Below are 18204 nucleotides of genomic sequence, written 5' to 3'. Positions count from 1 at the left end.
CGTGATAAAAGCGGAAATTTCATTTTTTTGGTCTAAAAGGAGAACGGGTTGAATTTGTATGTATTAGAATCACATGATTTTTTAAGGAGGAGAATAGCGGTGAACTCAAAACCACAAGAGGATGTTATGGTATTGAAGCAAAAAATGGCGGATTTGCAGTCCAAACTGGCGCAATATGAAGCGCAGCGAAACGATTCTAACGCGCTCAAGCTGGAAAATAAACGACTCACAGAGGAACTGGAAAGGGCAGAAGCTAAAGTAAGAGAGTTAACAAAGCAAATAGAAGAAGTGGTGGCTGAAAATATCATTTTAAAAGAGCTTGCTTGGCAAAGTGAAAAACGGTACGAAGAGTTAACGAAACTTCAGCAAGAAAAAGAAGAGCTGGAACGGCGTTTAGCACAATTCAAAATCCATTTTCCAACAGAGGAAGGAGAGAATTGGTTTTTCCACACGCTGCGACAACAAAATGCGATTATCAAAAGAAAGGAAAAAAATGATTCTCCTCCATCTTCAGCTCCTTTTTCCTTTAGTGAAGGAACGGAAGAAAAATAAAGTTTGCCTGGTACCAACGCTCTGCTGCCTTCATAGAATAGTAACAACCCAACACTTGGAGGTCATAGAGCGATGAAAGGGAAAAAGCCGATTGTTATCAATGGGTCGAAATCCTATTCGATCCACTCATCATCTAAAGGAAAAAAATCTGGTGGATGCGGATGTGGAAAGACGATTAGAAAAAAATGAACGAAGCTGCAAGGATTATCGGAAAGATCATCCTTTTTTATGAAAAACGCCTATACCATAAGCGTGACAGTTGCATAGTCTAACAATGCAAAAAGCTTAAATTACAAGGGAGGAAGCGAAGATGTCCGAAAATAAAAAGCCTCGTGTCATCCACGTTGATAAATTAATTATCCACGCTGATGATGTCATTATTTCTCCAAAGGGCCGCATCCACGATCCGTGGCTCTCACCGCCGCGCCATGTAGAGAGTGGCGAGATGGAAGCAGAGGAAACGCATAAAGACCATCATTCAGAAGAGAATGATGGAGACGAAAACAGAAGACCTTTTTCATGGTTTTAATGGAATAAGTGAAAATGGAGCTGAGGAGAAATGGAACGATTTAAAAACTATGGGCTTTGGGTAGCACTTGGTTCGTTTATTTTACTGGCGTTGCAAACATTCGGAGTGGATCTTGATTTAGGAAAATACGAACAGCTGTATGAAACGTTGCTAGGAATTTTGGTTGTAGCCGGAATCATCAATAATCCGTCAATTGGGCGTGGTTATTTGGATAAAACCGATAAAAAAGAATGAACAACATCCTGCCTCTATAGTAAAGAGGCAGTTTTTTATTTCAGAAAAAAATGGAAGTTATATTTTTGTTACAAAAACCCATTCTAACAGTGTAATCAAAATTTTTAGGAGGTTGTGAACGTGACAGTAGCATCTCAAGTAAAGCAAACGCTTGCCGGATTAAAATCAGCTCAAGCAAGCTTCGAAACATTTGCACTTCAAACCGAGAATAAAGCGGCAAAACAGCTTTATCAGCAAGCAGCTCAACAAACGCAAGCCATTGTTGATTTAGTGAACGCCCGTGTTCAAGAGATCCAAAAAGAAGAGCCGCAATATAATCAATAAAGCTGTGGCAGGCGTTTTTTGTTTCCGCAACAAAGGTTAGCACGCCTGCAAGGATTAAAAGGTTGGTTAAGCACCAACCTTTTTTCAAACGAAATACATAGATGAATGGGTTGATGAAGAATGATGAAAAAGGTGACATTATTACTGATTTGCAGCCTCTTTGTCGTTGGTTGCGCAAGAGAGCCAGAAGTGAAGGACCAATCGCTCCAAGGAAAAAATATGATTCGATTAAATACGGATGGAACAGCGCATTCAGCAACGATGGACCAGTCTGCCGCTCAACAAGCGGTGAACGATATCAAGCAAAAACAAGCGATTCGCGATGCAGTGGCCGTCAATACGAAAAATAAACTGTTCCTTGCTTATCAAGTCAAACACATGGAGCGTTTTCATAAAAAACAAATCGAAAAAGAGGTGCAGAAGCAGCTGAAAGAACGATTTCCACAGCATCAAGTCGTAATCTCCAGCGATTTAAAGCTGTTTTGGAAGACGAACGAGCTGAAAAAGCAGCTGCAAAAAACGCGAATGGGAGAACGCAAGCTGAATGAAGAAATCGAAAAACTAAAGAAACTGAGCGAAGAGACCACATAATCCAAAGGGGTGAACGAGATGGCAGATGAGAAACGGAAAAATTTAACGGCGGTACAGCAGGATTATCAAGCATTTGCAAAAGAACGGGAAACGAAGCGTCCAGTGTTGAAAAATTGTATTCGCGCTTTTTTCGTAGGCGGGTTGATTTGTGTAATCGGCCAGGCCGTTTCTTATTTTTATATGTATTTTTTTGATTTTACTGAACAAACAGTCGGCAATCCGACCGTGGCAACGATGGTCTTTTTGTCGATGATTTTAACTGGATTTGGTATTTATGACCGAATCGCTCAATTCGCTGGAGCTGGAACAGCCGTACCGGTAACGGGATTTGGAAATGCCGTCATTTCCGCAGCGATTGAACATCGGACAGAAGGATTTGTTTTAGGAGTCGGCTCCAACATGTTTAAGCTGGCGGGTTCTGTCATTTTATTTGGCACCTTTGCTGCTTTTGTCATTGCCTTAATTAAAACGATTGCCGTGAAATGGGGTGGGCTCGGATGATGAAAGGACATCGCACCTGGATATTTGAGAACAAGCCTGCCATTGTGGCCGCAGCGGCAGTCGGAGGGCCATTTGAAGCAAACGGACGCATTGCCGATGATTTTGATTTGCTGCATGAAGACCTTTGGCTCGGGGAAGAATCATACGAGAAGGCTCATAAAGTGCTGCTGGAAGAAGCCTTTTTTAAAGCTATGGAAAAAGGCAACATTACAAAAGAACATATACAATTTATCATTGCCGGTGATCTCATTAACCAAATGACACCGTCCAACTTTGCGGCCAAAACAATCGGCGCCCCTTATATTGGCGTGTTTGGAGCCTGCTCTACTTCAATGGAAGGGCTTGCGCTTGGAGCCTTTATTGTGAATCATGGCGGAGCGCAATATGTTTTAACGGGCGCGTCAAGCCATAATACAGCAGTAGAAAAGCAATTTCGCTACCCTACTGAATACGGCGGACAAAAACCGCCGACGGCTCAATGGACGGTAACAGGGGCCGGGGCAGCGCTAATCAGCAGCAGCGGAGCAGGACCTCGTATCGTTGCTGCGACAATGGGCCGCGTGGTGGATATGGGATTAACGGATCCGTTTAACATGGGAGGAGCGATGGCGCCCGCTGCCGTTGATACGATTGAAGCGCATCTGCGCGATATGCAAATGGACAGCTCGGATTACGACTTAATTGTAACTGGAGACTTAGGAAAAATTGGAAGGGAAGTGTCGCTCGATTTATTGCGGGAGCATGGATTGAATCTTGATGAAGAAAAATACCAAGATTGCGGCTTGCTGATTTATCGTGAAGGTCAGCCCGTATTATCGGGAGCGAGCGGTGCGGGGTGCTCGGCAGCTGTTGTATATGGACATTTGCTCAATCGCATGAAGCGAGGAGAATTGAAAAGAATCCTCGTCGTAGCAACAGGAGCCTTATTATCGCCGTTATCGTTTCAGCAAGGTGAAACGATTCCATGTATCGCGCATGCAGTCGCGATTGAATATGGAGGAGGGGATGAAGAATGATGGGAATGTTTTTTTGGGCGTTTGTGGTTGGTGGGATCATTTGTGTGATTGGTCAAATTATGATGGATGTGTTTAAGCTGACCCCAGCTCATACACTAAGCATTCTTGTAGTCGCTGGTGCGGTTTTGGATGGCTTTGGCTTATATGAGCCATTAATTGATTTTGCCGGAGCTGGCGCCACCATTCCGATTACAAGCTTTGGGAATGCTCTCGTTCATGGAGCGCTTCAAGAAGGGGAACAGCACGGCATTATTGGTGTATTAACGGGCATGTTCGAGGTCACAAGCGCAGGAATTTCAGCCGCGATCGTCTTTGGATTTATTGGCGCGTTATTGTTTCGCCCAAAAGGATAAGGAGGAAAGCTATGACTGTTGCTTCACAAGTTAAGCAAAGCTTGGCCAGCCTAAAAAGTATTCGCGCTTCTTTTCAGCAATTCGCTCTTTCTTCAAGGGATGAACAGGCGCAGCGAACATTTCATGAGGCGATGATGAAAACGGAGGAAATCATTGCTGATTTAAAGCAGCGCATTAGCCAATTAGAGCGAGAAGAACCACAATATCATGGAAAGTAAGGAGCATGATCAATGCCAATATGGTTAGAAGCATCGATACGATCCGCTTCCATTTTGATCGGATTGTTTATCATTACAAGAATGTTAGGAAAAAAACAATTATCGAAGCTGTCTTTTTTTGAATATATTGTCGGGATTACGGTCGGCGATATTGCGGCAGCTATGTCGGTCGACCTCAGTATTAATCTAAGGGAAGGAATCCCCAGCATTTTAATATGGTCTTTAGTTCCTGTTGCCGTCTCGTATATTTCATTGAAAAATAAAAAGTTCCGCAATTTTGTCGAAGGGAATTCAACGGTTTTCATTAAAAACGGAAAAGTATTAGAAGATAACTTGAAAAAGGAAAAATACACGATTGATGAATTGATGGAGCAGCTGCGAAAAAAAGACGTATTTCGTTTGGCGGACGTCGAATTTGCCGTATTAGAACCGAATGGAGATTTAAACGTTTTATTGAAAAGGGAAAAACAGCCTCTAGCGGTTGGCGATGTCTTTCCAAATGCTCCAAACGAAAAAGAGCCGCAGACGGTGATTATGGATGGAAAAATTCTAGACGAACCGCTCTCAACTGCCGGATTAAATCGCAGATGGCTCCAAATGGAGTTAGAGAAGCAAGGGGTAACGTTGGAAAATGTTTTTATTGCCCAAGTGGATTCATACGGCCAGCTAACCGTCGATTTATATGATGATAAAATTCAAATACCGGAAGCGTCAGAAAAGCAACTGCTACTGGCGGCTCTGAAAAAGGTCGAGGCAGATTTTGAGATCTTTGCTTTAGAGACAAAAGCAGAGGAAGCGAAGGCGATGTATCAGAAAAATGCGGAAAAAATTCGTAATCTGTTGGCAAAAGTAGAGCCGTTATTAAAAAATTAAAAGGGAGTGGCCTGAATGAAGAAAAAAGTGACAACAACAGATGAGGATATAAAAATATCGTTAAAGAAAAAAGAGACGGAACAGCCCGCTTATACGACCGATGAAGAAATCGACATTAAATGGACATACAACGACGAGCATGTGACGCCTCATCCAAAGGAGTATGAAGAGATTGACTACTAGGATCTTGTAAAAAGGGTGCCCGATTTAGCAAAACCTCGGGACACCCTTTTTAAGTAGATCGAAACGCTATTTTTTGGCGATGTAGTTGCATAATGCGTGCGGTCTCGGAAAGAGCGAGGGAAAACGAATGAATTCCACTGGCTTATTCCGCTTTATTTAGAGAAAACGGATCGTAAAAATTCTTTTACTTCCTCAGGCGTTTTAGCATTAGCGCTGTGAAGATGAGCCGTTTTTTCGCCTTTTTGAAACACAAGCAAGCTAGGAATGCCCATTACCTGGTATTTTTCAGCCAGCTCTGGCACATGATCACGATTGATTTGAAACCAATCGTATTGTGAATATTCATTGACAATATCAGCGATGAACATATCCATGCGCACACAATCAGGACACCATGTTGTATAAAATTTGACAATAACCGGCTGTTCCCCGGAAATGACCTCTTGGAATTGATCAATGGTTTGCAACTCTTTCAACCGAAATTCCTCCTTATTCACATGTTGAATTCATCCGCTTCTACTTTATCATATTTTGTTCGTAAAAAAGAATCGATAGGTCTTATCACAAGTGTTGATAATATAACAGATGTGTTGATGATCCAATAAAAACCCATTGACATTGCTTGACCCTATTGGAGTCCATATAGCCTATTATGATGATAGGCAGGTTTATAAATATGGAGAGGTATCCACACTACTTATGCGTCATGCTCAACAAACAGAAAATTGAACCTATTATCATTTCAAAAGAAGAATCCCCGTTTTTCCCACAACCGAAGGCAAGTCAGTGCTTCTTTCCGCTCTCAAAACATCCTTACTTTTATGCCAATTTTTTAATCTTCCGAATTTATCGCGCACATTGTTTGGCTTTTTGCATAAATAATCTGATAGAAAGGCGGTGAAGGGATGAGCGAAAAATTTGAAAAAGCATTGCGGGATATCGCCAAATCTAAGCATGAAGGACATGACCAATTTATTAAACGATTTGAAAAGTGGGGACAGGAATTTGAACAAAAAATAAAGGAAATTGAAAAAATGAACGGCCAATTTTTAAAAGATATTGAAGGAAATATCGGCTATATCAATAGCTGGTTTGGGAAAAAAGGAAAACAAATGGAGCGAATTTTCCGGAATTTTAAATCATAAGCGCCCATACCGTTTTCGTCATTCCTGCATACGATAGAACTACCAACATGCAAGGAGGTGCAACGCAATGTTTGGATATTGTGGATACGGTGGTTATGGTGGTTATGGCTACGGCGGCGGCGGTTATGGTTACGGTTCTACATTCGTGTTAATCGTCGTGTTGTTTATTTTGTTAATTATCGTGGGTGCGGCGTTTGTAGGTTAATGAACCGAAGGTACGGGCTGGTTGAGAAAAGAGCAGCTCGTACTTTTTCTTTGAATGGATGCACTTCTTATTCGTTTTTTCATACGATGTAATAGTAAAAGGGAGGATGGAAAGATGGATAACCAATTTTTTAAAAACGTTGAAAAGAAAACAGGCGTGAATATGAAAGATATATTTGAACTGGCTAATTCATTACAAAACGCAAACTTTAAAGATGAGCAAACAGTGCGCGGGGTTGTAAAGCGAGTAGCGCAAATCGCTAATCGAAAAGTGCCGAAAGAATTAGAAGACCAAATTGTGAAGATGATCACCAAAAACGGTAAACAACTAGATTTTAATACCATTGCGAATATGCTGAACAACAACAAAAAGTAACGAGGAGGGAGTCTCTATACGGGAGCTCCCTCGGTCGTTTGCCGAACCAATTCTTTTAAAAAGCGTGATGGCTGAGCGGTTTTCATTCGTCTATGTGCTGGAACAGATAGATGAAGTGAACGTTTCGCTCTTGTAATCGCAACGTATAGGAGACGTCGCTCTTCTTCTAAGGGAAGCGGGTCTCCATTGCGATTTGCTTCCATGGCATAGTCATGTGGAATACTTCCTTCCACTGCTCCCAACACGTATACATACGGATATTCCAATCCTTTGGCCCGATGAATCGTCGAGAGCTGAATGGCGTTTGGGGCTGTCTTTTGCTTGGACAGCTGTCTGGCAGCTTCCATCATCGTGTCCACATGTTTGAGAAACGCGGGAACGGTTTTAAACTTTTTGGCTACTACCTTTACATCCCGAATATCATCGCTCCCCTTTTCAATCACATTGCCTTCATTTCCTCGTTTTTTAAGAAACTCTGAAAATCCCATTTCCGTCTCAATCATCTCAATCGCCTCAATTGGCTTCAACTTCGCTAAGCTTTTGAAGAAAGGAAAAATGTTTTTTAATTTTTTTCTTTGAAATGGATAAATCGACGATAAGCTTGTTAAAGCCTTCAAAAGCGAACAATCTTCAAGAATGCTTACGGCCTTTATTTCTTGAAGAAGCGACTGCTTTAAAAAGAGAGACACAAGCAGATCGTTGATGGCTTCTTCGTGATTGGGATCCAGACTAAGCCGCAAATAAGCAAGTAAATAACGAACAAAGCGGCGTTGATAAAAAGATTCGCCGTCCTGCTCCACAACAAAAGGAAGTTTGGCCTGCACGAGACGTTCAAAAAGCGCACGCGATGTGGTATGAGTACGATAGAGGATGGCAAAATCGCTAGGTTTAGCTCCATGCTGAAGCCGTTCTGTAATATCCTCCACTACCATTGTCGCCTCTTCTTCTTCATCATACGGAAAAAAGAAAAGCACGGGTTCATCATCGGCAAATTGCGCCCTCATTTGTTTGCTGCGTCGGAAGCGATTTCGCGAAATGACAGTGTTGGCGACTTCTACGATATGATGGGATGAACGATAATTTTCAGTAAGGGCAACGACTTTCGCTTCAGGATAGTGACGATCAAATTCTAAAATGAACGAGGGATCAGAACCGCGAAATGAATAAATCGCTTGGTCATCGTCGCCGACGGCGCAAAGATTTCTCGTATGAGCACATAGCATATTGATAATGTCGTATTGCACGCGGTTAATATCTTGAAATTCATCGATTAAGAAATAGCGAAACCGATCCTGGTAGCGCGCAAGCAAAGAAGGCTGCTCCGTTAGCATTTCGTAGCACCCTAACAGCATATCATCGAAGTCGAATAATCCTCGTTCCCGCTTCATCTCCTCGTAGCGTTTATACAAATAAAGAACTCGCTCTTCCCATTGGCCGCTGCTTCGAACACGTTCCACAGTGGCAAGTGTGTTTTTCCAATAAGAGATTTGTTGTAGCGCTTGATCATAGGCAAATTCGCGTTCATCTAAATCAAGCTCGCGTCCCGCTTCTTTTATCATTTGTTCCTTCTGCCATTCCCATTTTAGCAGACGGCTCGAATGCCAGCGCTGTGGATGGAAATGGACAAGCATGCGGTAAAAAATGCTGTGAAATGTGCCAGCTACAAGCCGGGATAAGATTGCTTGATTCATATTTTGATATGTAAGAAGCCGCGCTTTCATTTCATTTGCTGCTTTTGCCGTAAATGTTACAAGCATGATCGCAGAAGGAGGGATGTTTCGCTCCCCGATCATATAAGCTGTTCGTGCTGTTAGTACACGTGTTTTTCCGCTCCCGGCTCCCGCTAATACAAGCAGCGGTCCTTCAATTGTTTGCACCGCTTGCAGCTGGGAGGCGTCTAAAGAAAGCGATGCAATGGCCGGCGCCTGCTGCTCGCTTGGGATTGGTTGGGTTTTCAAAAAAGGTGACGCAGCCTGATAAGCGAGCGGTTTTCGCCATTCTGGATGTTCGAATGGTTTGATTGCAGAGGAAGGGGAGCAAACGTGTCTCTCCTCATGGTAAAAATGTGGCTGTTGTTGAATGCCTAAATATAGTTGAACTGGATCGCCGCATATCGTACAGGTAATCTGTCCGCGCAAGGCGGCCTCATATAACGCTTCATATTTTTCTCTGGGCAGTGACGCAAGCCGCAGCGTTTTTCCTTTATAAACTGCTTTATCCATTATCGAAAGCTCCTTTTTGTCTTTTGCGAACGTCAATGTTTATCTTAACAAAACATAAGATGAGAAAAAAAGGATTTGTTTGTGAAGGAGCGAATTTAAATAAAAAGGAGGAATCCAATATGTATACAGTGGGGTTTCCATATGATTCCTTTTTTAATTATGCGAATCGACCTGGACGAACGCATTCGGGGGTGCCGGCGGCATTTCCGATTACAGCATGTAGCCGAATAGCGGAGCAAAACAACGCGGCTACTTATCAGCGTTCTCGATCTAGGCGTCCCGACAAAGAAAAACAAACAGCCGCTGCTCGGTTTGAAGCAGAGCTGACAGGTAAAGGACAACGGTTGAATCAATCCATTTAAGCTGGAGGAGTTTCATGAAGCTGATTCGTATTAACCATCATTGCTATTATTTTCAAGGAGCTGTGAACATTGGCTATGTTTGCGATGGAGAGGTAGGAATTTTGATTGATGCGGGGCTTGATCAAGGAGCGATGAGAAAGGTATTGAATCAATTGGATCAGGAACGTCTGCCGCTTACTCACCTTCTTATCACTCATGCTCATGCGGATCATTACGGAGGAGCAGCGTATTTGCAAAACAAGCGAAACATTTATACGATGGCTCCTGTTTTAGAAGAAGCGATTTTGCGCAATCCAGTGCTTGAACCGATCTATTTGTTTCAAGGAAATTGGCCGACGCTGGATATGCGAAATAAGTTTTTGGAAGGAGAAGCGATCCGGATTGATGAGGTAGTGAGCGAAGGAGTATGGGACATTCAAGGCATCCAAATCAACAGCATCGCTTTGCCAGGACATAGCTATTATCAGCTGGGCTATCAGATTCACGATGTGCTGTATGCGGGCGATGCCTTTTTTGGACGAGAAACATTACAAAAGCATAAAATCCCTTATCTTGTGGATGCCGATCAAACGCTGCAAACCCTTAAATGTTTGCTTGAATGGCCTGTAAAGCGCGCCGTTCCTGGGCATGGGGCCTATGAAGAAGATGCTGAGGAGCTAATTCGCCAGAATATCGCTTGGCATCAGCGCGTACTCGAAAGCATGGAGGATGTGATCAAAAACGCGCCAGACGGATTGAGCCATGAACAATTGGTTCGCGAAATGTGTACGCGCTGGGAGATCGAGACAAGCCGCCTTTCTTCATGGGTGCTATATCGCACCGCTATAACCGGCTACTTGTTAAAGCTGGTCAAGGATGAAAAAGCTGTGCTTTCCATTCAGCGGCATGCATTGTGGATTGCGCCTTATGAAAAAAGGACCGTATGATGATTACGGTCCCAATGGTTGTAGACAACGTCCATGTTGACGTTGTCTACAACCATTTTTATATCCTTTATTGATGGTGATGGTTTCACATCGGACTCGCTTGAAAATGATTGGCAGACAAGGAACGTAGACGAGCGAAGACGAGAAGCGAATGAAAGCGTTCATAAGCGGACTGACGCAGTTTGAAGGACCGTATGATATACGGTCCTAGAGTGTTTTTATCATCGTCACATGCGGAATGCCTGCATCCATAAACACGCCGGAAACGGTTTCATAGCCGAGCTTTTGATAAAAAGGTTCAGCGTGTGTTTGCGCATTCAATTTCGCCTGCCGTAAACCGCTTTCTCTGGCAAATTTCTCGATGCGCTCCATAATCAGGCGACCGGCTCCTTTGTTGCGATAATGGGGCAAAATGCAAATGCGCTCCATTTTGCCGATGCCATCCCCGATCATGCGGAGCCTTCCCGCTCCCACCGGCTGGTTTTGTGCGTAAAGAACGAAATGCACGGAGTCTTCTTCAAAAAAATCGATTTCTTCTTCTTCAGGAACGCCCTGCTCCTCAATAAATACTTTTCTCCGCACAAAAAGAGCGTCGCTGTACAGCTCTTGATCGTCTTTTCTGCCGAATGCCACTTCCATGCTATTCTCGGTCCTTTCCAAGCAGGAAGGTTTCATACACAGTCCAAGCGCCATCCTCCAGCTGATAAAGCAAATGGAAGCGATCGGCTGTTTCTTCAAAATGCACCGTTTGCATTTTAAGCCGCCCAAATACATCAAAATACTCAGCGTCCGATAAATTGCGGCCAATCGTAATATGCGGGACAAACGTATAATCAGATTGGTCTGTAAGAACACCGCTGTGCAATTTTTTATAAAGCTCCTGAAGCGTCTCGTTTGGCTCCACTTTTAAATAAATGACGTTGTTCACCGGATAAAACGAGCTGAATTTTGTAATTTTTAACGGAATTACATCGGTTTCCGCAGCAATTTGGCGAAGCGTTTTAATAATCGTTTGCGCTTGAATGTCGTCCGCTTCGAATACGTTTTTCAGCGTGATATGCGGCGGAATGAGTGCGTAATGGCTATCATAGCGTTTTCGGTATGAATTCGCAAAATCCTGTATCTGTTTTGATGGAAAAAGAGCAATCCCGTATTTCAACTCAATCCCTCCCTATATTGCGGTATTATTTAATTATAACAAAATTTTGAAAAATATTATAGTGTAACATTGCGCTAAAGAGAGAGAATATGTTCAAGCGCTTTCGGAAGATCAGGCTGCCAATACGTCCACGCATGATCGCCTGCAAATTCCTCGTATTGATAAGAAAAACCTTTTCGGACAAAAAGATCATGTGCCTGCCGATTCGGTGTCACAAAATCTTCAATGTTGCCGTTTGTCGTTTTTACCGCTGTTTCCTCGCTGCCGATGGAGTGATAGACATGAAGCAGATGCGGATCAGAAAAATGCTCCATTTTCTTGATGATCGCTTCATTGATGTACGGTGATTGCATCGCGATTTTTCCAAACGTATGCGGATATGTAAGACCAGCTAGCAGCGAAACGGTTCCACCTAAGGAATCGCCGATTAAGGCGCGGCCCATTCCCATTTGATAGGTAGGAAACTCTTGATCTAAATAAGGCACAAGCTCCGTCGTTAAAAATTTCAGATAAGCGGCATGCTGTTTGCCGTTTGGATGATATTTTTCGTAGCGGTCATGGACATCTTTATATGGAATGCCGACGACGATCGTACGGTCAATTTTTTGTTCCTCCATCAGTTTCTCAATCACGCGCCCGACTTTTCCAAACATGAAATAATCTTTTCCATCTTGGGCGATTAAAAGAGAATATTTATAAAGTGGAGAAAAGGTGCTTGGCACATAAATCAACAGTTTTACTTCCTCATCGAGTTCCCGGCTGTAAATCGTTTGTTCATTGACTACTCCTTTTTGTATCATCATTGCTTGCATCCTCCATCATAAAATAAAGGTTCATCAATATTGTAACATATTTTCGACAAAGTATGTCATGCTCAAGCATTTATATAGTGGCCGCTTCACAATGGGATCGATAGGGAATTCAGCAATCGAATGGTCTGAAAGCGGCGTTGCTCCGGCTTTTGTCCCCCAAAAAATGCGCTCGAACAACAGGATACTGACAGTTCCATCGATTATGTGGATCGCTTACCTGCTCATTTGAGTGTGAATACGTCAAGTGAGAGCGATCGAGAAGGTGTTTGGCTGTCTTTGTCAAACTTATGATTACAAAAGCGGTTTTATGGGGACGGAAGGGGGAGCGACAGGTGGAGAATGTGATTTTTCAGCATCAAATTTTAGAGGCGGTCATTAATAACGCTTATGAATGGATTGTTGTGGTAGATGAGAAAGGGAACATTATTTATATGAATAAAAATTATTGTGAATTTTTGGAGAGGAAACAAGAAGAGGTAATCGGAAAGCATGTGACAGAGGTCATTGAAAATACGCGAATGCATATTGTAGTCAAGACAGGGAAAGAAGAGATCGCTGATTTGCACTACATTAAGGGAAATTATATGATTGCGAACCGCATTCCCATCGTGGTGGACGGAAGGGTTATTGGCGCGGTGGGTACGGTCATTTTTCGAGATACAAATGAATGGAAGCGGATGAATAGCCATATTAAAAGTTTATTGTTGCAGCTGCAAACCTATTTTCAAGAATGGACGGAAAACAATGGAGCGAAATATACGCTGACGGATTTAATATCGTGTTCAAAGCAAATGGAAGAATTAAAGGAAAAAGTCAAACGAATTGCTGATAGCGATATTTCTGTGCTCATCCGCGGGGAAAGCGGCACCGGCAAAGAATTGTTCGCTCACAGCATCCATCAGCTCAGCAGCAGAAGCCAAAAACCGTTTGTTAAAGTCAATTGCGGCGCCATTCCCGAGCATTTATTGGAATCCGAGTTATTTGGTTATGAGGAAGGAGCCTTCACAGGCGCCAAAAAGGGCGGAAAGAAAGGCAAATTTCAGCTCGCTGACGGCGGCACCATTTTTCTTGACGAAATTGGCGATTTGCCATTGCATATGCAAGTCAAGCTGCTGCGTGTGCTGCAGGAAAAAGAAATGGAGCCGATCGGCTCGATAAAGACGGTATCTGTCGATGTCCGAATCATTGCCGCTACCAATCGCCCATTAGAAAAAATGGTAGAGGAAAAACGATTTCGCGAAGATCTTTATTATCGAATTAATGTGATTCCATTTGTGATTCCGCCCCTGCGCGAACGGCCAGGGGATATCGAAATGCTCGCTTATCATTTTATGAAAAAAATCGCCAAGCGATCAGGGAAAAGAGTGAATGCAATCAGCGCAGAGGTCATGAAGCTGCTGCGACAGCATGTGTGGCCGGGGAATATTCGTGAATTAGAAAATGTCATGGAGGTGGCGGTTCATTTTGCCAATGGCGAAACGATTACAGTGGATGCCCTTCCGGAATATTTGAAAGCGAATTCATCTTATCAAATGAAAGGAAAAACACTAAAAGAACTGCTGGAGGAAACAGAAAAAGCAGCGATTCAACAAAGCCTGCAGCGCTGCGGCCGTGATAAACAAAAAGCCGCGAAAGAACTGGGCATCAGCAAATCAGCCATGTATGAAAAAATCAAAAAATACGGTTTATCATAATGTAAAGATTCCACTTTTTCGGAAATCATTCCGGGAAAGCGGAATCTTTTCGTCATATTGGGATGTATATCTTGTCCTTTTCAAGTAAGGTGCTGTTTAACTGCAAGCGCCATCGGCTCAGTCGCTCCGTCCCGCACTGCGGCGGCCATAGCCTCCTCGGCGGGCGCTTTTCTAATTGCCGTGATTCAAATGCTGATGAAAGAGCTTCCAGAGGAACGGAATGGAAAGGACAGGAGGACAATCAAACGGTTTTCGTTTCATTCCTTTTTATTGGCATATTTTTTGCAATAAAAAACAAATGAATCACTCTAAAAAGGAGGGGAGAAAAGAAGGCGAGGTCAATTGGTGCCGAAATGTCAATGAGGAAACGCATCGCTTTTACCTTTTTCTGCGTGAAACTGTAAGTCGTTGACCGCTGTTGTGTTGGAGACAAACATAGGGGGTGCTGAGGAAATGTGGAGTATGATCGGTCTCATTGGGGGATTGGCTTTATTAATTTATTTGACCATGAGAGGGATGAATTTATTTATTGCCGCGCCGTTATGCGCCCTTTTAGTGGCGGTGCTGGGCGGATTGGCCCTTTTCCCGCAGCAGGTTGGCGAGGGGGAGGCCAGCTTTGTCGGAAATTATATGGCAGGATTTTCCAGCTTTATTCAATCGTGGTATTTAATGTTTTTACTTGGCGCCATTTTTGGAAAAGTCATGGAGGATAGCGGAGCGGCAGAAAGTGTAGCACAATGGATTGTCGCAAAGCTTGGCATGAAGCGAACGGTTTTGGCGGTTGTAATTGCCTGCGCCGTACTGACATACGGCGGTGTCAGCCTATTTGTCGTAGCGTTTTCCGTTTATCCGATGGCTGTCAGTTTATTTAAACAAGCGAATTTGCCGCGGCGTTTTATTCCGGGGGCATTAGCGTTTGGGTCCGTGACGTTTTCGATGACATCAGCTGGTTCGCCGGAAATTCAAAACTGGATTCCCATTGAGTATTTAAAAACATCGCCGTATGCAGGTTGGGAAGTTAGCATCATTGTCTCCATTTTCATGGCGATTTTCGGGTATTGGTGGTTAAAGCGCATGGTGATGAAAGCGGTTGCAAAAGGAGAGAAATTTGTAGCAAGAGAGGGAGATCCACTGGACGGTACAAGGGAATTGCCGCCTCCTATTTTGGGGTTTATTCCGCTTCTTGTCGTGTTGGTAATTGCTTTTGTTTTCCATCATTCGTTGCAGCAATCGGCATTAATCGTGGCGCTTCTTGGCGGAGTCATTGCGGTATATGCTCTCAATCGCCGCTATTTCCAAAACTTTAGCGGGGCTGTTTCTGAGGGAACTTTAGGCGCATTGATCGCGCTTGGAAATACGGCGGCCGTCGTCGGTTTTGGCGGTGTGGCGAAAGCCGTTCCAGCGTTTACGGATGCCGTGCACGCGATTACCAGTATTCCAGGCAGTCCATTAATTGGCAGCGCTATTGCTGTCAGTGTCATCGCTGGCCTAACCGGCTCGTCATCAGGAGGTCAGGCTATTGCTCTTCCGTTGCTCGCTCCGCATTATTTGGATATGGGAGTCCATCCTGAAGCGCTGCATCGGGTGGTCGCGATTTCGTCAGGAGCTTTGGATTCTTTGCCGCATAATGGCTATGTCGTGACAACGATTCGAGCGATTTGCGGTGAAACGCACCGCGAGGCATATGGCGCGGTTGGGGCTTTAACGGTTATTGTACCTGCTCTTGGGACGATTCTTGCGATTATTCTTTTCTCATTAGGACTAGGGATATGAACGAGGAGGAATGAAAAATGGTAGACGATCAAGTATTGTTCATAACAGGAGCGGCGCAAGGAATCGGCTTTGAAATCGCCAAATGCTTTGCTGAGCATGGCACGAAAGTCGTTCTTAGTGATATCAATGAAAGGGCTGTCCAAAAAGCAGCCGAATCGTTATGTGCACAAGGCTGGGATGCATGGGGACTGAAGTGTGATGTAACAAAAGAAGAGGAAATCAAACAAATGTTGGCTCAAACTGTTTCTCGTTATGGCCGGATTGACATTTTAGTGAATAACGCTGGGCTGCAGCATGTGGCGCCGATTGAAGAATTTCCTTCCGAATCGTTTGAAAAACTGATTCGCGTCATGCTTATTGCGCCGTTTTTGGCGATAAAGCATGTATTTCCCATCATGAAGCAGCAGCGTTATGGCCGGATTATCAATATGGCCTCGATTAACGGTTTGGTCGGCTTTGCCGGCAAAGCGGCGTATAATAGCGCGAAACATGGGGTCATTGGCCTAACCAAAGTAGCTGCTCTAGAAGGAGCCGCTCATGGTATTACAGTGAACGCTTTATGCCCGGGATATGTCGATACGCCGCTTGTACGCAACCAGCTGGCCGATTTGGCCGCAACACGCCGCGTGCCGCTTGAGCATGTATTAGAGGAAGTCATTTATCCGCTTGTGCCGCAGCAGCGCCTGCTGTCAACGAAAGAAGTGGCCGATTATGCGCTCTTTTTAGCAAGCGAAAAAGCAAAGGGAATTACCGGGCAGGCCGTTGTGATCGATGGAGGATATACCGCGCAGTAAAAAAAAGCTTGCAAATTATCAGAAAATCATGTAAATTGATAGAAAATCAGAAAATTCCATATCGTCGTTCATTCTTATCAAGAGAAGCGGAGGGAACTGGCCCAGTGAAGCTTCAGCAACCAGCCGATATCGGTCAGGTGCTAAATCCAGCGAATTGGTTTCAATTCGAAAGATAAGAAGAAGCGCTTTTGTTGATCTGTAAAAGTCTTCTTCTTAAAGAAGGCTTTTTTTATTGGAGGAAAGGAAGGAGAAAAAAGGATGGAAAAAGTAGAAACCTTACTGGCGCAGATTGGCAACAGAAGCGAGAAGCTGACAGGAACCGTCAATCCGCCTGTCTATTTTTCCACCGCTTATCGCCATGAGGGAATTGGTCAATCAACAGGATTTGATTACATCCGTACCGGAAACCCGACGCGCAAAATTGTAGAAGAAGCCATTGCTAAACTGGAGGGAGGAGATCAAGGGTATGCATTCAGTTCGGGAATGGCGGCGATTCAGACGGTGCTTTCCCTGTTTGAAAGCGGTGATGAATTTTTAGTGTCTGCCGATTTATATGGAGGAACGTATCGGCTATTTGAAAGAGGCTGGAGAAAGTACGGCTTAGCGTTTCATTATGTTGACTTTCGCGACATACAATTAGTGGAGAAATCGATTTCGAAAAACACAAAGGCGATTTTTTTAGAAACGCCGACAAACCCGCTTATGCAGGAGACAGACATCGACGAGGTGGCGAAACTGGCCAAACGCCACGGGCTGCTTTTGATTGTGGATAATACGTTTTATACGCCTGTGATCCAGCAGCCGATTCGCCACGGAGCGGATCTCGTCATCCATAGCGCAACAAAATATTTAGGAGGTCATAATGATGTGCTCGCTGGTCTCGTCGTCGCAAAGGGTGAGCCTCTTTGTCAACGGCTGGCCGAGTATCACAACGCAATCGGCGCGGTCCTGTCGCCATTTGATTCATGGCTGTTGATTCGCGGCATGAAAACACTGGCGCTGCGAATGAGGCAACATGAAGAAAATGCGCGGAGAATCAGCGAATTTTTGGCATCACACGAAGCGGTCACGGATGTGCTGTATCCAAGAAGAGGAGGCATGCTGTCCTTTCGCCTGCGTGAAGAGCGGTGGGTCAACCGCTTTTTGCAAAGCTTAAACGTCATTACATTCGCTGAAAGCTTAGGAGGAGTTGAAAGTTTTATTACATACCCGGCGACGCAAACGCATGCCGATATCCCTGAAGAGATTCGGATTGCCAATGGGGTATGCAACCGCTTATTGCGCTTTTCTGTAGGCATTGAGCATGTGGAGGATTTAATCGCTGATTTGTCGCAGGCCTTGGAAAATATGAAAGAGGTGTAGC

25 protein-coding genes and 1 riboswitch are annotated in these 18204 nt (G+C 44.0%); of the genes, 20 read left to right on the top strand and 5 right to left on the bottom strand.

Going from position 1 to position 18204, the window contains the following annotated elements; translation table 11 throughout:
• The first annotated feature begins 99 nt into the window (after positions 1 to 99).
• The 11 genes from GFC28_RS08585 to GFC28_RS19505 all read left to right on the top strand — a co-directional run bounded on the left by GFC28_RS08585 (position 100) and on the right by GFC28_RS19505 (position 5374).
• Positions 100 to 552, top strand: coding sequence for a GAS domain-containing protein (locus tag GFC28_RS08585; protein ID WP_052660983.1), 453 nt, complete (start codon positions 100 to 102; stop codon positions 550 to 552).
• 310 nt (positions 553 to 862) lie between these two features.
• The gene (locus GFC28_RS08580; protein ID WP_044744170.1) at positions 863 to 1081 is read left to right on the top strand and encodes a hypothetical protein; all 219 of its coding nucleotides are present in this window, start codon (positions 863 to 865) and stop codon (positions 1079 to 1081) included.
• A gap of 30 nt (positions 1082 to 1111) precedes the next feature.
• Complete coding sequence (locus GFC28_RS08575; RefSeq protein WP_044744171.1) at positions 1112 to 1315, top strand: phage holin family protein; 204 nt, start codon at positions 1112 to 1114, stop codon at positions 1313 to 1315.
• A 120-nt stretch (positions 1316 to 1435) separates the two neighbouring features.
• A complete protein-coding gene (locus tag GFC28_RS08570) occupies positions 1436 to 1639 on the top strand; it encodes a DUF1657 domain-containing protein (protein WP_044744172.1) in 204 nt (67 codons plus the stop codon).
• A gap of 120 nt (positions 1640 to 1759) precedes the next feature.
• On the top strand, positions 1760 to 2230 hold the full coding sequence (locus GFC28_RS08565) for a YhcN/YlaJ family sporulation lipoprotein (protein ID WP_082063701.1): 471 nt from the start codon (positions 1760 to 1762) through the stop codon (positions 2228 to 2230).
• 18 nt (positions 2231 to 2248) lie between these two features.
• Entirely contained in the window at positions 2249 to 2731 is a 483-nt protein-coding gene (gene spoVAC / locus GFC28_RS08560; protein WP_044744173.1) for a stage V sporulation protein AC, read from the top strand.
• Positions 2728 to 3747 carry a stage V sporulation protein AD gene (gene spoVAD / locus GFC28_RS08555; protein WP_044744174.1) on the top strand — a complete coding sequence of 340 codons (1020 nt, stop codon included), beginning with the start codon at positions 2728 to 2730 and terminating at the stop codon, positions 3745 to 3747. The genes spoVAC and spoVAD overlap by 4 nt, the downstream gene beginning before the upstream one ends.
• On the top strand, positions 3744 to 4100 hold the full coding sequence (spoVAE, locus tag GFC28_RS08550; RefSeq protein ID WP_044744175.1) for a stage V sporulation protein AE: 357 nt from the start codon (positions 3744 to 3746) through the stop codon (positions 4098 to 4100). The genes spoVAD and spoVAE overlap by 4 nt, the downstream gene beginning before the upstream one ends.
• A gap of 11 nt (positions 4101 to 4111) precedes the next feature.
• Entirely contained in the window at positions 4112 to 4318 is a 207-nt protein-coding gene (locus GFC28_RS08545; protein ID WP_044744176.1) for a DUF1657 domain-containing protein, read from the top strand.
• 12 nt (positions 4319 to 4330) lie between these two features.
• Positions 4331 to 5191, top strand: a complete 861-nt coding sequence (locus GFC28_RS08540; RefSeq protein ID WP_044744177.1) for a DUF421 domain-containing protein — start codon at positions 4331 to 4333, stop codon at positions 5189 to 5191.
• 15 nt (positions 5192 to 5206) lie between these two features.
• A complete protein-coding gene (locus GFC28_RS19505) occupies positions 5207 to 5374 on the top strand; it encodes a hypothetical protein (RefSeq protein ID WP_172798647.1) in 168 nt (55 codons plus the stop codon).
• A 152-nt stretch (positions 5375 to 5526) separates the two neighbouring features.
• Here GFC28_RS19505 and GFC28_RS08535 read toward each other — a convergent pair whose 3' ends face one another.
• The gene (locus GFC28_RS08535; protein WP_304440073.1) at positions 5527 to 5871 is read right to left on the bottom strand and encodes a thioredoxin family protein; all 345 of its coding nucleotides are present in this window, start codon (positions 5869 to 5871) and stop codon (positions 5527 to 5529) included.
• 408 nt (positions 5872 to 6279) lie between these two features.
• On the opposite strand from GFC28_RS08535, the gene GFC28_RS08530 reads away from it, so the two are divergent.
• The 3 genes from GFC28_RS08530 to GFC28_RS08525 all read left to right on the top strand — a co-directional run bounded on the left by GFC28_RS08530 (position 6280) and on the right by GFC28_RS08525 (position 7099).
• Positions 6280 to 6519, top strand: coding sequence for a hypothetical protein (locus GFC28_RS08530; RefSeq protein WP_044744179.1), 240 nt, complete (start codon positions 6280 to 6282; stop codon positions 6517 to 6519).
• Between the two features lie 67 nt (positions 6520 to 6586).
• Complete coding sequence (locus GFC28_RS18830) at positions 6587 to 6724, top strand: YjcZ family sporulation protein (RefSeq protein WP_080860649.1); 138 nt, start codon at positions 6587 to 6589, stop codon at positions 6722 to 6724.
• A gap of 114 nt (positions 6725 to 6838) precedes the next feature.
• Positions 6839 to 7099, top strand: coding sequence for a sporulation-specific transcription regulator SpoVIF (locus GFC28_RS08525; protein WP_044744180.1), 261 nt, complete (start codon positions 6839 to 6841; stop codon positions 7097 to 7099).
• A gap of 14 nt (positions 7100 to 7113) precedes the next feature.
• Here the strand turns inward: GFC28_RS08525 and GFC28_RS08520 are convergent, their stop codons facing one another.
• Entirely contained in the window at positions 7114 to 9321 is a 2208-nt protein-coding gene (locus GFC28_RS08520; protein WP_044744181.1) for a UvrD-helicase domain-containing protein, read from the bottom strand.
• Positions 9322 to 9440: 119 nt separating this feature from the next.
• Here GFC28_RS08520 and GFC28_RS08515 point away from each other — a divergent pair, with 119 nt between their 5' ends.
• Together GFC28_RS08515 and GFC28_RS08510 are read left to right on the top strand one after the other, a co-directional pair.
• A complete protein-coding gene (locus GFC28_RS08515) occupies positions 9441 to 9683 on the top strand; it encodes a hypothetical protein (RefSeq protein ID WP_044744182.1) in 243 nt (80 codons plus the stop codon).
• A 14-nt stretch (positions 9684 to 9697) separates the two neighbouring features.
• Positions 9698 to 10609, top strand: a complete 912-nt coding sequence (locus tag GFC28_RS08510; protein WP_044744183.1) for an MBL fold metallo-hydrolase — start codon at positions 9698 to 9700, stop codon at positions 10607 to 10609.
• Positions 10610 to 10816: 207 nt separating this feature from the next.
• Here the strand turns inward: GFC28_RS08510 and GFC28_RS08505 are convergent, their stop codons facing one another.
• The 3 genes from GFC28_RS08505 to GFC28_RS08495 form a co-directional block, all read right to left on the bottom strand.
• The gene (locus GFC28_RS08505) at positions 10817 to 11248 is read right to left on the bottom strand and encodes a GNAT family N-acetyltransferase (protein WP_044744184.1); all 432 of its coding nucleotides are present in this window, start codon (positions 11246 to 11248) and stop codon (positions 10817 to 10819) included.
• Between the two features lies 1 nt (position 11249).
• Positions 11250 to 11768, bottom strand: coding sequence for a YjcG family protein (locus tag GFC28_RS08500; protein ID WP_044744185.1), 519 nt, complete (start codon positions 11766 to 11768; stop codon positions 11250 to 11252).
• 74 nt (positions 11769 to 11842) lie between these two features.
• Entirely contained in the window at positions 11843 to 12571 is a 729-nt protein-coding gene (locus tag GFC28_RS08495) for an alpha/beta hydrolase (RefSeq protein ID WP_044744186.1), read from the bottom strand.
• Positions 12572 to 12921: 350 nt separating this feature from the next.
• Here GFC28_RS08495 and GFC28_RS08490 point away from each other — a divergent pair, with 350 nt between their 5' ends.
• The 4 genes from GFC28_RS08490 (at position 12922) to GFC28_RS08470 (ending at position 18203) form a co-directional block, all read left to right on the top strand.
• Positions 12922 to 14274, top strand: coding sequence for a sigma-54 interaction domain-containing protein (locus tag GFC28_RS08490; RefSeq protein ID WP_082063703.1), 1353 nt, complete (start codon positions 12922 to 12924; stop codon positions 14272 to 14274).
• 453 nt (positions 14275 to 14727) lie between these two features.
• Positions 14728 to 16047: a GntP family permease gene (locus GFC28_RS08480; RefSeq protein WP_044744189.1), complete on the top strand. Its 1320-nt coding sequence runs from the start codon at positions 14728 to 14730 to the stop codon at positions 16045 to 16047.
• A 17-nt stretch (positions 16048 to 16064) separates the two neighbouring features.
• Positions 16065 to 16841 carry a 3-hydroxybutyrate dehydrogenase gene (locus tag GFC28_RS08475; protein ID WP_044744190.1) on the top strand — a complete coding sequence of 259 codons (777 nt, stop codon included), beginning with the start codon at positions 16065 to 16067 and terminating at the stop codon, positions 16839 to 16841.
• A gap of 71 nt (positions 16842 to 16912) precedes the next feature.
• Positions 16913 to 17020, top strand: a riboswitch (SAM riboswitch).
• 79 nt (positions 17021 to 17099) lie between these two features.
• Complete coding sequence (locus GFC28_RS08470; protein ID WP_044744191.1) at positions 17100 to 18203, top strand: methionine biosynthesis PLP-dependent protein; 1104 nt, start codon at positions 17100 to 17102, stop codon at positions 18201 to 18203.
• The last annotated feature ends 1 nt before the right edge of the window (position 18204 follow it).

The sequence above is a fragment of the Anoxybacillus sp. B2M1 genome (assembly GCF_001634265.1).
In the GTDB taxonomy this organism is placed as follows: Bacteria; Bacillota; Bacilli; order Bacillales; family Anoxybacillaceae; genus Anoxybacteroides; species Anoxybacteroides rupiense.
The sequence above is the reverse complement of the archived record's forward strand: the minus strand, read 5'-3'. Positions and strand labels throughout refer to the sequence as shown.